The sequence below is a fragment of the Rhizobium sp. 01T417 genome (genome assembly GCF_056398905.1).
In genome coordinates this window covers 270,405-286,192 of record NZ_JBFTQH010000002.1, presented here as the reverse complement: position 1 = coordinate 286,192, position 15,788 = coordinate 270,405, and the positions used below count along the sequence as shown (strand labels likewise).

The 15,788-nt window shown below is 60.4% G+C and carries 15 protein-coding genes and 1 tRNA gene; 2 read left to right on the top strand and 14 right to left on the bottom strand.

Features of this window, described 5'->3' with window-relative positions; genetic code table 11:
* Positions 1–95: 95 nt before the first annotated feature.
* From AC1DPR_RS03495 to tesB, 5 genes are all read right to left on the bottom strand, one after another.
* Positions 96–767, bottom strand: a complete 672-nt coding sequence (locus tag AC1DPR_RS03495; RefSeq protein WP_018855837.1) for an outer membrane lipoprotein carrier protein LolA — start codon at positions 765–767, stop codon at positions 96–98.
* 136 nt (positions 768–903) lie between these two features.
* Complete coding sequence (locus AC1DPR_RS03490; RefSeq protein ID WP_477815754.1) at positions 904–3,564, bottom strand: FtsK/SpoIIIE family DNA translocase; 2,661 nt, start codon at positions 3,562–3,564, stop codon at positions 904–906.
* 241 nt (positions 3,565–3,805) lie between these two features.
* A complete protein-coding gene (locus tag AC1DPR_RS03485) occupies positions 3,806–5,239 on the bottom strand; it encodes an ammonium transporter (RefSeq protein ID WP_192241916.1) in 1,434 nt (477 codons plus the stop codon).
* A 28-nt stretch (positions 5,240–5,267) separates the two neighbouring features.
* Entirely contained in the window at positions 5,268–5,618 is a 351-nt protein-coding gene (locus AC1DPR_RS03480) for a P-II family nitrogen regulator (protein ID WP_018855840.1), read from the bottom strand.
* A 211-nt stretch (positions 5,619–5,829) separates the two neighbouring features.
* A complete protein-coding gene (gene tesB / locus AC1DPR_RS03475; RefSeq protein ID WP_018855841.1) occupies positions 5,830–6,714 on the bottom strand; it encodes an acyl-CoA thioesterase II in 885 nt (294 codons plus the stop codon).
* Positions 6,715–6,800: 86 nt separating this feature from the next.
* Between tesB and AC1DPR_RS03470 the strand changes: the two genes are divergently transcribed.
* On the top strand, positions 6,801–8,015 hold the full coding sequence (locus AC1DPR_RS03470; RefSeq protein ID WP_018855842.1) for a ubiquinone biosynthesis hydroxylase: 1,215 nt from the start codon (positions 6,801–6,803) through the stop codon (positions 8,013–8,015).
* Here AC1DPR_RS03470 and AC1DPR_RS03465 read toward each other — a convergent pair whose 3' ends face one another.
* The 4 genes from AC1DPR_RS03465 to AC1DPR_RS03450 all read right to left on the bottom strand — a co-directional run bounded on the left by AC1DPR_RS03465 (position 8,016) and on the right by AC1DPR_RS03450 (position 10,520).
* A complete protein-coding gene (locus tag AC1DPR_RS03465; RefSeq protein WP_007794429.1) occupies positions 8,016–8,204 on the bottom strand; it encodes a Trm112 family protein in 189 nt (62 codons plus the stop codon).
* Positions 8,205–8,213: 9 nt separating this feature from the next.
* A complete protein-coding gene (locus AC1DPR_RS03460) occupies positions 8,214–8,879 on the bottom strand; it encodes an LON peptidase substrate-binding domain-containing protein (RefSeq protein WP_018855843.1) in 666 nt (221 codons plus the stop codon).
* A 112-nt stretch (positions 8,880–8,991) separates the two neighbouring features.
* On the bottom strand, positions 8,992–9,957 hold the full coding sequence (trxA, locus tag AC1DPR_RS03455) for a thioredoxin (protein ID WP_018855844.1): 966 nt from the start codon (positions 9,955–9,957) through the stop codon (positions 8,992–8,994).
* Positions 9,958–10,010: 53 nt separating this feature from the next.
* Positions 10,011–10,520, bottom strand: coding sequence for a prolyl-tRNA synthetase associated domain-containing protein (locus AC1DPR_RS03450; protein ID WP_026371601.1), 510 nt, complete (start codon positions 10,518–10,520; stop codon positions 10,011–10,013).
* 253 nt (positions 10,521–10,773) lie between these two features.
* Here AC1DPR_RS03450 and AC1DPR_RS03445 point away from each other — a divergent pair.
* A tRNA-Gly gene (locus AC1DPR_RS03445) sits at positions 10,774–10,848 on the top strand.
* A gap of 173 nt (positions 10,849–11,021) precedes the next feature.
* On the opposite strand, the gene AC1DPR_RS03440 is transcribed toward AC1DPR_RS03445, so the two are convergent.
* The 5 genes from AC1DPR_RS03440 to AC1DPR_RS03420 form a co-directional block, all read right to left on the bottom strand.
* Positions 11,022–11,195 (bottom strand): hypothetical protein, encoded by a 174-nt coding sequence (locus tag AC1DPR_RS03440; protein ID WP_162745720.1) that lies wholly within the window; start codon positions 11,193–11,195, stop codon positions 11,022–11,024.
* Between the two features lie 115 nt (positions 11,196–11,310).
* A complete protein-coding gene (locus AC1DPR_RS03435) occupies positions 11,311–12,360 on the bottom strand; it encodes an Ldh family oxidoreductase (protein ID WP_018855847.1) in 1,050 nt (349 codons plus the stop codon).
* A 37-nt stretch (positions 12,361–12,397) separates the two neighbouring features.
* Entirely contained in the window at positions 12,398–13,363 is a 966-nt protein-coding gene (locus AC1DPR_RS03430; RefSeq protein WP_018855848.1) for a hydroxyacid dehydrogenase, read from the bottom strand.
* 77 nt (positions 13,364–13,440) lie between these two features.
* On the bottom strand, positions 13,441–14,430 hold the full coding sequence (pdxA, locus tag AC1DPR_RS03425) for a 4-hydroxythreonine-4-phosphate dehydrogenase PdxA (RefSeq protein WP_018855849.1): 990 nt from the start codon (positions 14,428–14,430) through the stop codon (positions 13,441–13,443).
* 32 nt (positions 14,431–14,462) lie between these two features.
* Positions 14,463–15,596 carry an iron-containing alcohol dehydrogenase gene (locus tag AC1DPR_RS03420; RefSeq protein WP_477815753.1) on the bottom strand — a complete coding sequence of 378 codons (1,134 nt, stop codon included), beginning with the start codon at positions 15,594–15,596 and terminating at the stop codon, positions 14,463–14,465.
* Positions 15,597–15,788 lie beyond the last annotated feature (192 nt).

Here is a 15,788-nt window from a genome sequence, read left to right as displayed (position 1 = left end):
GGCTTTAGAGCAAAGGCTTTGCCGATGGAACGGATACGCGCAAAGAAAAACGCCCCGCGAGATCGCGAGGCGTTCTTCTCATAAAACAGCTGAAATCAATCTCGGTAAGCGGCCGTTCCCGGGATCACTTCATAGGGCACCCTGAACACCTTGTCGTCGAACTGGACGCCCGTCTTGACGTTGAACACCATCACCGAGGTGTCCTTGCCTTGGTTGTCGGTAATCGTCCACTGGCGGAGATCGTAGGTCTTCGGGTCGAACATCATCGTAATTGTCGAGTTACCGAAGATCGTGTTGTTGCCAAGGGCGATCGTCGTCAGGTCGGACTCCTGCTTCACGCTCTTCACCGAGCCGGCCGAGAGATCGATCCGTTGCGCCAGCAGCAGGCTGAGCGGCGTCTTCGACAATGGGTAGAGATCCCACGTCTTGAGCTTCATATTTCCAACAGCAACGTTCTTGCCGTCCGCGATGACACGGATCGGTGACGGATTGTCATAGTTGAAGCGCAGTTTGCCGGGGCGCTTAATGTAGAACTTTCCGCCGGTCTGCTCGCCACGCGGGCCGAATTGAACGAATTCGCCCTGCATCGTAGCGACGCTCGAAAAGTGATCCGCGATCGCCTGCGCGGTGCTGGCACCTGAAGCAGCGGATGCCGCTTGCGCATAGGCAGCAATCGGAATCGCAGATGCCGCAGCGGCGGCCAGCGAGCCGAGAAGATGGCGCCGGCTCAGCGAGATGCGATCCAAGATGGAATCGGAGTTGTTCATCTATGTCTCCTTTATGCAATTCGAATGCTGCGGAAACGCGGCGCCTTCATGGCGTAGTTCGCAGACCTGCATAAACTAACGGTTTCAGCGCGATCAGGTTTCCGTGATCCCGGCATCATTTTGATCGCTGTCGACCTCAACGGTCGAGAATATCGTCTTCGGTCGGAACCAGGATCTCGCGTTTTCCAGCATGGTTGGCGGGACCGATGATGCCTTCCTGCTCCATCCGCTCGATCAGTGATGCGGCGCGGTTGTATCCAATGCCAAGTCTACGCTGAATATACGACGTTGACGCCTTTCCGTCACGCAGAACGATGGCGACAGCCTGGTCGTACGGATCGTCGGAATCGGAGAGATTGGACGTCCCTGCCGGACCGCCGCCGTAGTCGCCGTCTTCGTCGTCATCGGCGGTGATGGCGTCGAGATATTGCGGCGAGCCTTGAGTCTTCAGATAGGAAACGATCTCCTCCACTTCCATATCGGCAACGAACGGACCATGGACGCRCTGAATGCGCCCGCCGCCGGCCATATAGAGCATGTCGCCCATGCCGAGGAGTTGCTCGGCGCCCTGCTCTCCGAGGATGGTGCGGCTGTCGATCTTCGACGTCACCTGGAAGGAAATGCGCGTCGGGAAGTTTGCCTTGATCGTGCCCGTGATGACATCGACGGACGGACGCTGGGTCGCCATGATGACGTGGATGCCGGCCGCGCGTGCCATCTGCGCCAGGCGCTGCACAGCACCTTCGATATCCTTGCCGGCGACCATCATCAGGTCGGCCATCTCGTCGATAATGACGACGATGTAAGGCATGGGCTGCAGGTCGAACTCTTCCGTCTCGTACATCGCTTCGCCGGTATGGCGGTCGAAACCGGTCTGGACGGTGCGCGAGATCACCTCGCCCTTGGCAAGCGCCTGCTCGACGCGGCTGTTGAAGCCGTCGATATTGCGGACGCCGATCTTCGACATCTTCTTGTAGCGCTCTTCCATCTCGCGGACGGTCCACTTGAGCGCAACGACTGCCTTCTTCGGATCCGTCACAACAGGCGAGAGAAGGTGCGGAATGCCGTCGTAGACGGACAATTCGAGCATCTTCGGATCGATCATGATCAGGCGGCACTGCTCCGGCGTCATGCGGTAGAGCAGTGACAGGATCATGGTGTTGATGGCGACCGACTTACCGGAACCGGTCGTACCGGCAACCAGCAAGTGCGGCATCTTCGCCAGATCAGCAATCACGGCCTCGCCGCCGATCGTCTTGCCGAGCGCCATGGCAAGCTTGGCCTTGGAGCCCTCGAAGTCACGGGAAGCGATGAGTTCACGCAGATAGACGGTTTCGCGCGTGGAGTTCGGCAGTTCGATGCCGATCGCGTTGCGACCCGGCACGACGGCGACGCGGGCAGCGATCGCGCTCATCGAACGGGCAATATCGTCGGCAAGGCCGATGACGCGAGACGACTTGATGCCAGGCGCAGGTTCCAGTTCGTAAAGCGTGACGACCGGACCGGGACGAACGTGGATGATCTCGCCCTTGACGCCGAAATCCTCGAGCACGCCCTCGAGCATGCGCGCATTCTGTTCCAGCGCGTCGGCAGATAGTGTTGAATCTCGCACGACATTCTTCGGTTCCGCGAGAAGGTGCATCGACGGAAGCTGGAAGCCCTCGGGACGAATGAACGATCCCTGCTGCTCCCGTTCGAGACGCGCACCAGGTTTCGGCCGCGCCGGAGGCTGCACGACGCGCGGTTCCGCGCGCCCGGTCGCCTTGGCCGGCGCGCGAATCATCCAGTCATCGTCATCAGGCAGGATATCGGCCGGCCGCGGCGGCATGTCGTCGAACGGCAGATCGTCGTCATCGTCATCATTGTTCAACGAAATGGACGGCGTAGAAACAATGCGGCGCTGCGAGGCAGCGCGCGGCTCCATTGATGGCTCCATGCGATCGCCGCGCCCGGCCGGCGCCTTTGCGCGAACCGGTTCGTTCAGCTTGCCAAACTCGTCGTCGTTGAAGTCGTATGGCGACTCGAAATCATCCTGCCGGCGCTTGCGCGGACCCATGCCGAGCAGCCGGCGCATTCGGGCCTGGCTCATGTACCAGGCGTGCGTCAGCGCACCGAAGGCAAGCCAGCCGCCTTCATCGTCATCTTCATCTTCGTCGCCGACCGAGCGCAGCTTGGAGCGAGTGCTTGCGTAGGCTTCCTCGGCCTCCTCTTCATCGTCCTCGCTGCGACCGACGATGCCGGCAGCAAACAGCATCATCCAGACGGTCGGGACAGCGAACACGCAACCGACGGCGGTCGCAAAAGCGCCCGTCGGATAGGCACCGACGAACAAGGCAGGAAACCGCAGGATCATATCGCCAATAACGCCGCCGATGCCATTCGGGATCGGCCAAGTGAGTGGTGGCGGGAAGCAGCCAATAACGGCGGAGGAGAGCACGGAACCCAAGCCCCAAGCTGCGGCGCGCGCGGGAATGCGGCTGAAACGCCTGCCTGAGATCAGAGCGAGAGCCCAAGCGACAACCGGCAGAAGCGCCACGACACTGGCCAGGCCAAAGAATTGCATGGCGATGTCGGCGAACGCGGCGCCGCCATAACCCAGGATGTTCGTCGGTTGGTTCCCGGTCGCATAGGAATAGCTCGGGTCCGCGACGTTCCAGGTCGCGAGCGCTGCGACCGCCAATGCGAGCAGCAGGAAGATGGCGAAGCCAAAAAGGGTCTGCGCCTGCCGGAACATGAAACCCGAGAGGGAAAAACGGTCCGGCCGGCCATCCATTGCTGGCGATGTGCTTCTTGCCATGTGTGTACCCGTCCAATGCGTGAGAGCGTTCGAATCGCCAAGCGTCTGCGCTCAGTACCTTCGCCCCACCTAATCAGAGGACAGTTAAAGCGGTATTAACCATGCCGCCCCCACATCTTGCAGCGGAAAATAAAAAAGCCCGAACCTATGGAGGTCCGGGCCAAGAGCGGTCTATTCGGATGAATAGGCCGCGACGGGCTGTTCAGCGGCGCCGGCTTGCGCCAGCGCCGCAATGCCTTGATTACGCGTGGTAAGCGGCTTCGCCGTGGGTCGAAAGGTCGAGACCTTCGCGCTCGGCTTCAACAGAGACGCGCAGACCGATAACGACATCAACGATCTTGTAGAGGATCAGGGAACCGATACCCGACCATGCGATCGTTGTCAGGACGCCCTTCAGCTGAGCGAAGACCTGCGTCGCCGTGCCCGGATAGCCGGCGGCGAAATCGGCCGTCGAGTAATCGACAATGCCTGCGCCGCCGAGTGCCGGGTTGACCAGGATACCGGTGCCGATGGCGCCGAGGATACCACCGATGCAGTGAACACCGAAGACATCGAGCGAGTCGTCGTAGTTGAACTTGTTCTTCACGACGTCAACGAAGAAGTAGCAGACCGGCGAGACGATGAGGCCGAGAACGATCGAACCCATTGGGCCGGCGAAGCCAGCTGCCGGGGTAACGGCAACGAGACCAGCGACAGCGCCCGAAGCTGCACCGAGCATTGAAGCCTTGCCGCGGGTGAAGTTTTCAACGAGGCACCAGGACACAGCGGCAGCAGCCGTTGCGACAAAGGTGTTGATCATCGCGAGCGAGGCGTAGGCATTTGCTTCGAGGTTCGATCCGGCATTGAAGCCGAACCAGCCGACCCACAGAAGCGAAGCACCGACCATCGTGAGGGTCATGGAGTGCGGTGCCATGATTTCCTTCTTATAGCCCGTGCGCTTGCCGAGCATGATGGCGCCGATCAGACCGGCAATACCGGCATTGATGTGGACGACCGTGCCGCCGGCGAAGTCGAGCGCTCCGTAGGAGAAGATCAGGCCAGACGGCGAAGTGTAGGAGCTTGGGCCACCCCAGAACCAGACCATGTGTGCCATCGGAAAGTAGACGAAAGTGACCCACAGAACCACGAACAGCATGACGGCCGAGAACTTGATGCGCTCGGCAAAGGCGCCGACGATCAGGGCTGGCGTGATGCAGGCGAAAGTCATCTGGAAGCAAACGAAGGTCAGCTCGGGAATTGCAACGCCCTTCGTAAAGGTCTCTGACAGGGTGGTCGTGTCGACGCCTGCAAGGAATGCCTTCGAGAAGCCGCCGACGAAGCTGTTGAGCGAACCGCCGTCCGTAAAGGCCAGCGAATAGCCGTAGGTAACCCAGATGATCATGACCACGGCCGTGATCATGAAGACCTGCATGAGAACGGAAAGCATGTTCTTGGCGCGGACGAGGCCACCGTAGAACAGGGCGAGGCCCGGAATTGTCATCAGCAGGACAAGCACGGTGGAGATGAGCATCCACGTGTTGTCGCCCTTGTCGACCGTCATCGCAGGAGCAGCAGCGACGGCAGCAGGCGCAGCGGTCGTGGCGGCATCCTGCGCGAAGGCGGCAACCGGCGCGAGCAGCGCGGCAGGCGCAGCAGCAAGCCGCGCATATGTGGAGGAAAATTTCGAGATTGACATTGAAAGAGGCTCCCTTGCTCTGCCGCTCTTACAGCGCTTCTGTGTCGGTTTCGCCGGTGCGGATGCGCACGGCATGGTCGATCGAATAAACGAAGATCTTGCCATCGCCGATCTGGCCGGTCTTGGCGGATGACACGATGGCCTCAACGGCCTTGTCGACGAGTTCGGAAGCAACCGCGATTTCGATCTTGAGCTTCGGCAGGAAGCTCACCGCATATTCAGTGCCGCGATAAATCTCAGTATGCCCCTTCTGGCGCCCGTAGCCCTTCACTTCGGTCACGGTCAGGCCCTGGATGCCGATCGCCGTGAGGGCTTCGCGCACCTCGTCCAGCTTGAACGGCTTGATAATGGCCATCACAATTTTCATCTGGTTTCCCATCCTTCGTTATCCTCGGCGCGGAGCCGACTCTCCTTGCCGCTGACGTTCACGAACAGCGACCGGGGATATACATTCAAGGAGCGTGCCAGATTCCCACGAGGAAGCTAACCTATTGAAATATAATGGTTATATAAAGCGGCACTAATAAACAGGCAAATGACTGCCCGATAATCGCTCAAAAAATACCCAAATGAACAAATGTGCCTACAATTTATTCATTTGCCCTTTTACGAATCAGCCCCTCCTGCGCCACCGACGCAATCAGGGTACCGTCCCTCGTAAACAAGCTACCGCGAGTGAGGCCCCTCGCGCCGGAAGCCGAAGGACTGTCCTGCGTATAAAGAAGCCAATCGTCGAGTTTGGTTGGCCGATGGAACCACATCGAGTGATCGAGGCTCGCAACCTGGATCGTCTGATCGAAGATCGACGTTCCATGCGGATAAAGCGATGTATCGAGCAGGGTCATGTCGGAAAGATAAGCCAGGATCGCCGCCTGATAATAGCGATCGTCGGGAACCGGCCCCGTCGCCCGCACCCAGACATGCTGAACCGGATCGAGCTTCTCATCCGAGAAATAATGCGTCAGCGATATCGGCCGGATCTCGATCGGCCGTTCACGCTCCCAATATTTGCGAATCGGTGCCGGCGCGTTGGCAAGAAACTGTGCTGCGATCTGCCGTTCATCGAGCAGCTTCTCAGGAGCGGGAACATCCGGCATGAGGATCTGGTGGCCGAAGCCGGGCTCCTCGATCTGGAATGAGGCAGAGAGAGCGAATATCGCCTCTCCATGCTGGATGGCGACGGCGCGGCGTGTATTGAAACTCGACCCATCGCGAATCCGCTCGACCTGATAGACGATCGGCACCGAAGGATCGCCAGGGCGCATGAAATAGGCGTGCAGCGAATGTACAATGCGGTCGCGCGCCACCGTGCGCTGTGCTGCCATCAGCGCCTGCGCGATCACCTGACCGCCAAAAACACGCTGCCAACCAACCTGCGGGCTGCGTCCACGAAAGATGTCGACCTCGATCGGTTCAAGGTCCAGCGTGGAAAGCAGCGTCTCCATCGCAGTCGGTTTTTCGGTGTCACGCGTCATTTTGTATAGCTCCGGACGGTAGGAAGTGCGGCAGCGATGATCTATATAGATCAATACGATATTCACAAGAAACGGAACGGAACTCCATGCGGGACATGCTGGTTGTAGGCGCGGGTTATGTCGGTCTTTCCGCGGCCGTAGCGGTCAAGCAGGCAGCACCTCATCTCGATATCGTGGTCGTCGAGGCAGCACCTGCGGGCGTCTGGCAGAAGGACATGCGTGCCTCGGCGATTATCGCCGCCGCCACCCGGATGCTCGAGGTTTTCGGCATCTGGGATGAGATCGAGCCCGAGGCGCAGCCGATCACCAAGATGATCGTTACCGATTCGAAAACCGCAGATCCCGTACGGCCGGTTTTCCTGACCTTCGATGGCGAAGTGGAGGATGGACGGCCCTTCGCGCACATGATTTCGAATGTCACGCTCGTCCGGGCGCTGCGGGGCGCATGCGAGCGCCTTGGCATCGAAATTCACCACGGCTTCAGCGCAACCGGTCTCTCCGTGGAAGATACGCACGCAACCGTCACCGCCTCGGATGGCAGCGTGTTGGAAGCCCGACTTGTTGTCGCCTGCGACGGCGTCCGCTCACACTTAAGGGATCTGGCAGGCATCAAGACCGTGTCCTGGGACTATGGTCAGTCGGGAATTGTCACAACGGTCGAGCATGAGCGTCCGCATCACGGCTGCGCCGAAGAGCATTTCCTTCCGTCTGGCCCGTTTGCGATCCTGCCGCTGAAAGGAAACCGCTCTTCGCTCGTCTGGACGGAGCCAACGCCGGAAGCAAACCGTCTGGTCACGTCCGACGATCTCATCTTTGAAGAGGAACTGGAGCGCCGCTTCGGTCACAAGCTTGGCACGTTGAGAACTGTCGGTGACAAGCGCGCCTTCCCGCTCGGATTGACGCTGGCGCGGGCATTCGTCGCTCCGCGTGTGGCGCTCGCCGGCGATGCGGCTCACGGCATCCATCCGATTTCCGGCCAGGGCCTGAACCTCGGCTTCAAGGATGTCGCAGCCCTTGCCGAAACCGTTGTCGAGGCCGACCGGCTTGGCCTTGATATCGGCTCGATCAACATTCTCGAGCGCTATCAGGCATGGCGCCGCTTTGACACCTTCCGTATGGGCGTCACGACCGACGTACTCAATCGGCTCTTCTCGAATGACCTGGCGCCGCTGCGCATCGCCCGCGATTTCGGCCTCGGCATCGTCGATCGGCTTCCCGGCCTGAAGTCGTTCTTCATCGGCCAGGCGGCCGGCACCACAGCCAAGGACAATCCTCGCCTGCTCGCAGGACAGACGATCTAGTCAGTCGTCCAGTCCACGGGCCTCCGAGACCAGCATGATCGGAATGCCATCACGGATCGGATAGGCGAGGCGCGCCTTCTCCGACACGAGTTCATTGTGCTCGCGGTCATATGTTAGCCGACCCTTTGTCAGGGGGCATACCAACAGTTCGAGAAGCTTCGGATCAACGCGGCTGAGTTTTTCGTCCATGAATCCGTTTTACTGCAGAACGGTGTCCGAGTCACCGAAGACACGCGCCAGCACGATCTCGGTGATCGCGATCAGCGTTTCCGCTCGTGTCTTTAGGTCGGGCGCCTCCAGGAGCGCCTGCTTCTCGGCAGGCCCGAAGGGTGACATCATTGCCAGCGAATTGACGAGCGTCAGGTTGCTGGCGCGCTCGACGCTTTCCCAATCGGCCTCGAGCTTGTTTGCATCGAGATAGGCCTTGAAAGCAGCCAGAAGCGCGGCGCGATCGACAGCGTCCTCCTCATCGCGTGCCGAGAGATCGGCAATGAACGGTGCTATGCGGAAGGTCCGGAACGGATTGTGCGTCTCGCGCTCCTCTAGAAGGCGAAAACGGCAGATGCCGGTGAGGGAAACGATGTAGCGACCATCCCCTGTTTCGGCGAAGGATGTAATGCGTCCAAGGCAGCCAACCGGGGCCAGAACCTCGCCCTGCCCTTCCTGGTCCCCCAACGCGGGCTGGACCATGCCGATCAGTCGATTTCCCGACAAAGCGGCGTCGAACATCGCGAGATAACGCGGCTCGAAGATATTGAGGGGTAGCTGGCCTGTGGGCAACAGAAGCGCACCGCCAAGCGGAAAGACAGCGATCGTATCGGGCAGATCACCGGGCTTTAAGTATCGTGCATTCCCCACTTGCATAGAGACTGGTCCTGCGTCACCCGCGGACGCGACAGGATGCGCCCGCACAATCGGGAATGTGGGGCCCGCCCCCGAAAACGCAAGGGCGGGCGATCGAAACTTGAAGCCCGAATTACGAAAATAGCATGGCCGAGAGCTTGCGCCGTGCCGAAACCGTCGCAGGATCCTTGAAGCCCCAGACGTCGAAGAACTGCAGCAGTTGCCGGCGAGCGCCATCGTCGTCGAAAGCGCGGTCCTTGCGCATGATATAAAGCAGATGCTCTGCCGATTCTTCGCGCCGACCCTCGACGTTGCGGATTTTGGCAAGCTTCAGGCGGGCCTCATGATCGTCGGGATTTCGCGCTAGGTCCTGCTCCAGAGCGACGGGATCACCAAGCTTGCGCGCCTCCTCGATCTGATCGAGCTTCGTCGATACAGCCTGGATCGCCGGGTCCTTCGCCATCTCCTCAGGCAGGTCAGTCAGCGCCTCGCGCGCACGCTCGTGCTGGTTTGCGGCAATCATGCATTCGGCCATTCCCGCCAAAGCCTTCGCATTCTCGGGATCGGCCTGCATGACGGCGCCGTAAAGCTGTGCGGCACCATTGATATCGCCCGATGCCAACAACTCGTTCGCCTCCTTGAGGACGCCTTCGATTTCGGCCGCCTGGTCGGCGCCGGCCGGACCGGCGATCCGATCGATGAACTGGTTGATCTGGCTCTCCGGCACAGCGCCCATGAAACCATCGGCGGGACGACCGCCGACGAAGGCGATTACGGCCGGAATCGACTGGATACCAAGCTGGCCTGCGATCGACGGATGGTCATCGATGTTCATCTTGACCAGCTTGACGCGCCCTTGCGCTTCATTGACGACCTTTTCCAGCACTGGGGTCAGCTGCTTGCAGGGACCACACCACGGTGCCCAGAAATCGACCAGAACCGGCTGGTTGCGAGATTCCTCGATGACATCCTTCGCGAAATTCGCGGTCGTCGTATCCTTGATGTAACCGCCCGCGCCCGCAGCCGGGGCCGCCCCATAATTCGCCGTTGCCGTCATCTGGCCAAAGGAATTGCTGTAAGGATTGTCGTTGCCGCTCATGGATATCTCCCGCCGTGCCGGTCAGCCGGCTTTTCTAGCGCTAAAATCGTATGTCAGGACGTCACTTTCAAGACAAGCGGCTTATGTCCCGTCGCTTCCATAAAGCGAATAAGATCTCCGCTTGCAATCGAAGTCGTTGCATCATTGGACAGTGGGTGGCAATTGATGATCTCGTCCTTCATCAGATCGGCATCGAGAACGAACGTCACATTTCCACCGGTGTCATTGATGGCCCCAAAGGCCGTGACCGAACCGGGCGCAACCCCAAGATACTCCATCAGCCTTTCCGGCTTTCCGAAGGAGACCTTGCTGGCGGCGCCGATCAGCGTGTGCACCGTCTTCAGATCTACAGTCGCATTTTCTTCAACCGTCAGCAGGAAGAACTGATCCTTTTTGTCTTTGACGAAGAGGTTTTTCGTGTGGCCGCCGGGGATCTCGTCACGCAGTGCGACCGATTCGGCAACCGTAAAGACAGGCGCATGGTTTTTGGTGCTGTGCTTGATATCCAAGCCATCAAGAAAGGCAAAAAGGTCGTCTCTCGTCTTCGGCGTCTCGTCGGTCATCGGAAAATCCATGCGGCCGGGAAAGTGGATGCATGCCTGATTACGTCCCGCCATCATCTTTTGCAACGCTCCCGGTCGACGCTTTGCCCTGCATTTGCGGCACTTCCGATGTCTCCGAACGAGGCAGGCAAATTTTTCTTCGAATTTCCGTCATTTCCCTGTTGCATTTGAAAATCGTTTGGGCGATATAGCGCCCGTCGCCGCAAGGTGGCGCCCACGGTCCTCACAACTACCCCGGACCGATGCGGATTGAGCGGGTGTAGCTCAGGGGTAGAGCACAACCTTGCCAAGGTTGGGGTCGAGGGTTCAAATCCCTTCGCCCGCTCCAAATTTCCTTATAACAAGTGATCTTTTTTCAGGCTTTGGCCTGACGATCGCTTGTGTTTTCAAGACATTAGAAATGCGTGCTGGGGCTTGGCGAGATCGCCGGGCAGCAAAAAACCGACGTTCGGCCGCGCCAAAGTCGTCGGTTCTCGGATCTCGAAAAACGGCCAGCGGAATTTAGTTGCGAGGCGATGTCCAGGCATCCTCCGCGCCTTTCTTGGTTGGGGCGGTTTCGCGCTCGTCACCACGCTCGGCATTGCCGCGATCCGCTTCACCTTGCCGGTCGGCGATGTAGGGTGCGAGCATTTGCTCCAAATGAGCTGCGGTCAGACCTGCTGCAAAACTTCTCACCTCATCCCTCCGACTGTTTACGCTTTGTAAACACTTAGCGGCTGTGAGCGGTGATCGAAACGGCTCGATCGAACTCTCCACGTGCTTTTGTTCCAGATGAGCGTTGGCCCCGAAGCTAGGGCATTGCGACGCCGAGCCGCTCGGCATGGGACGCGAGCGATGCCATGATGTTGGAGTGCAGGGCGACCCCATCCGCCAGGGCAGAGCGTTTGCGCGCCAGGCCGTTTTCCCCGGGCAGCCGAACGCGGGCAACGCCGGGTCGCGGCGGATTGCTGCGACACGCATCGGCGAGCCAGCCGGTCTGCCGCAGAAAGGCATCGCGACCCCCAAATGCGTCAGGATCGAAAACCTGGACGGTGACAGCAGCATTGGTACCCTTCAGCCCGTCGACGCGGCCAAGCCCTGAAAGACCTTGGGTGAAGGCTTCGACATGAAGCGCCATGCCATAGCCCTTCTGGCCATGATCGAGCCCTCCGACCGGCATAAGCGTGCCACCGCGTTCGATCACTCGCGGATCACGGCTGGGCTCGCCGTTCTCGTCCATCAGCCACGCATGATCATATTGTCGGCCCTCGCGGACCAGACGTTGCGCCATGTTGACCGTCGTGATCGAGGCGCTGATATCGATCAGGATCGGATCGCCGGGCGTCGGAATGCCATGGGCGACGGGATTCGGCGTGTAGATGCCCTTTCGCCCGCCGAAGGGCGCGACCTGCGCCCCCGATGGACTGGAACTCGCGATGCTGACCATATAGCCGCGATCGGTCGCGATGGTGAGATATGCGGCAAGGCAACCGATGTGATGGCTGTCGGCGATTGCGATCGTCGCCGTGCCGTAGGTCGCCGCACGCTCGCAGGCAAGCTTCACCGCCTCCGATGTCAGCCAGGCACCGGGCAGGCGCTGCCCCTGCCACGCAATGGCCGGCCCGCGGTCGGAGACCACCTCCGGCAGACCTTCGCGCTTCATCACGCCATCGGCGATACTTTGGAGATACCAGCCGGCCAATGCCAAACCATGCGTCGTGTGTCCCATCAGATCGGCTTCGAGGAGATAGTGGGCGACGGCGGCCGCTTTCTCCTCCTCGAGCCCGGCAGCGGCAAACACCGCCCGTGCAAATTGGCGCAGCCTATCCGGCGCGTAGCGGATGTCGGATGTCTCGCCCATGGCTTACTCCATTATTTGCCGGCACCGGGCCGCCGGGTCAGCGCGCCAGAAAGCGCGGGTGAAGCGTCACACCGTCGAGCGCGGCAAGCACGTTCTCGGCCGACATGATGGAAACGGCGCGTTTCGCGTCGAGCGTCACGCCCGCGACATGTGGCGTGACGAGCGTGTTCGAAAGCTCTAACAGGGGATTGTCGATGCCCGGCGGCTCGACGGCGAAACTGTCGAGACCGGCTCCGGCGAGGTGCCCATCTTCGAGGGCAGCGACCAATGCCTTCTCATCGACGACTTCGCCCCGCGCCGTGTTGATCAGGAACGCACCTTGTTTCATCAGGCCGATGCGGCGGGCGTCGATCAGGTCTTGCGTCTCAGGTGTCAACGGACAGTGCAAACTGACGATATCGGAGTCCGCAAGAAGCGTATCGAGATCTGTTTCGCGGCTGACCTCATCGCCAAAGGCGCTGTCCGGCGCGTGCGGATCGAAGGCTGAGACGGTCATGCCGATCGCGCCGGCCATTTTCGCCAGCGTCTGGCCGATGAAGCCGAAACCGACGAGGCCAAGCCGCTGGCCGCGCAGCTCGCGTCCCTTGTACTGGTTCTTGTCCCAGATGCCGTCCCGGATCAGCGCGTCCTGGCGCGGCAGATCCTTGACCAGCGCCATGATCAGCGCGAGCGCATGCTCGGCAACGGAGTGCCCGTTGCTGCCCGTAGCCATCGACACCGGAATGCCGAGCGCCGTGGCTGCCTTCACATCGATGTCATTCGTCCCGACGCCGTGCTTGGCGATGTGCCGGAGCTTTCCGCCCGCCTGCATTTCCTCCGAACTAAGAAGATCGGCCAGCAATCGCACGATGACGGCATCCGGTCGGTGGGCCTTCATTGTTTCGATAACGGCTTGCCGGTCGATATAGGGCGGTGTGGCAATGACGCTTGCTCCGGCCTCTTCCAGAAGCGAGCGACCTTCCGGCGCCAGTTCGCCACCGAGAATGACAACAGTCTTTTCCATCGCTCATTTCCTCCAACGAGCAAAGCGGCAGGCGGCGCAACGCTGCGCCGCTGACAATGCAACAAGCACCCGAAGCGTTAAGCCGCCCGTCGGCGTGGAGACCGCGCCATCAGCCGCGCATAGGCAATGGCCGAGAGCATATTCACGTGGTTGGCCTTGCCCGTTCCGGCAATATCGAAGGCCGTCCCGTGGTCGACCGACACGCGATCGATCGGCAAGCCGAGCGAGACGTTGACCGCCGTGTCGAAGGCAATGAGCTTGATCGGGATATGGCCTTGATCGTGATACTGCGCGATGACGAGATCGAAGGCGCCGTTATAGGCACGGGCAAAGACCGTATCCGCCGAGATCGGACCAACGACATCGATCCCCTTCGCCTGCGCCAGCTCGACGGCCGGGGCCAGGAACTCGGTATCCTCGGTGCCAAACAGACCGTTTTCGCCGCAGTGCGGATTGAGGCCCGCGACCGCAATGCGCGCCTTCTTGCCAAGGCGCATGAAGTGGTTGTGGCCTGCCTCGATCGTCGCCAGCACGCGCTCGGTCCTCGCGCGCTCGATCGCGCCCTTCAGCGAAATATGGGTCGAGACATGGATGGTGTTCAGCCGCTCCGAGGCGAGCAGCATGAACGAGCTCTTGGAGCCCGTCAGGTGCGCCAGCAGGCCGGTGTGACCATCATAGTGGTGGCCAGCAAGGTTCATTGCTTCCTTATTGATCGGCGCGGTGACGATGACATCGGCGTCGCCCGACATCGCAAGATCGACCGCGCGGCTGATGTAGCGAACCGAGGCATCGCCCGCCACGGGGCTCACCTTGCCGATCTCCGGTAACGGTGCGCCGAGGTCCACCTCGTCGACGGCAATCTTGCCGGCGACCGCTGCATCCGCCGGCGCAAAGGAAAGTCCGGTTGCTGCCGTTCGATTGGCGCGCTCGAGCGCCTCCGTGTTACCGACGATGACGAAATCGCGCCGCTCCTGTTCCGGCATCGTGGCGAGCGCCTTGACGATCACCTCGGGGCCGACGCCCGCCGGATCGCCGAGCGTCACGGCGACTTTCGCATTTCTGTCCATCACTCACGGTCCTCTTTGAATGGAAGCGCGCCTTAGAAGGCGGCTTCGTAGATCGAGCGGATATCGGCGCGCGACAGGTCGCGCGGATTATTGTCGAGCAGGCGGCGGATGGCAAAGGCATCCTCAGCCATCGCATCCAGATCGCTTTCCGGAACGCCGAGGCCGGAGAGTTTCATCTCAATCCCGAGTTCGGCGCAGAAGGAGTAGGCGGCATCGAACACCGACGCGATCTCGTCGGAGGTCGCGCGACCAAGCGCGTCCATGACGGCACGGGTCTTTGCGGGCACGGCCGGGGTGTTGAATGCGAGAACATGCGGAAAGATCAGGGCGTTTGCCGCGCCATGCGCGACATGCCAGCGTGTACCGAGCGGATAGGCGAGTGCATGGCCGCCAGCCGTATTGACCGGGCCAAGACAGAAGCCGCCATAGAGCGAGGCAAGCGACAGGCCCGCACGCGCCTCGGCGTCGGATCCGTCCTTGACCGCCCGCGCGAGATACTTTCCGACCAACCGCGTACCCTCGATGGCGTAGAGATCAATCATCGGATGCGCCTTGCGATTGGTGAATGCCTCGACACAATGTGCCATGGCATCGACGCCCGTCGCTGCGGTCGTGCGCGCAGGCACGCTGAAGGTAAGCGCCGGGTCGACAACCGCGATATCGGCCAACATGTGCATGCTTTCGACGGCGAGCTTCGCCATCGTCTTCGGGTCAGTGACCAGAGCTCTGATGCCGGCCTCGCTTCCCGTGCCTGATGTGGTCGGCACCTGCGCCAGAGCAACGCGGCGCGGTCCGTGGACCTTGTTCGGTCCTACGACGTCATGAAGCGTTTGCGATGAGCCGGCGAGAACAGCTGCGAGCTTGGCAAGATCCATGGCGCTCCCGCCGCCGAAGCCGACCACAAGCTGCGCATCCGCCGCGTTCGCCGCCGCCAGCACCTTGTCGAGATTGGTAATGTCGGGCTCGGGCGTCACATCGGCAAACACCGTGACCTCACCCTTGAGGGCAAGCGCATCGACCCGCGTCGCATTGAAGGCGTCGGAAATGACGAGAGTCCGGCGATAACCCTTCTCGCCGGCCCACTTGCCGAGCCGCTCCGCCGTACCGACACCGAACTCGATCAGATGCGGCCGAACGATTGTGATAGGCGAATCCAAGCTAACCACCGGACCAGTCCTCCCCTGCAAGTGCTAGCGACACATCAGGTCGCAAAAGATGTAAATTTGTTATACAATGATCGTGTATTTGGCAAGCGACACATTCGATAGTGTCGAAATAAATCGCATTTCTCCTCGAAACCATCGCAGGAAAGAAGATACATTGCATAAGCTAACATATTGAAATTGATTATAACACTC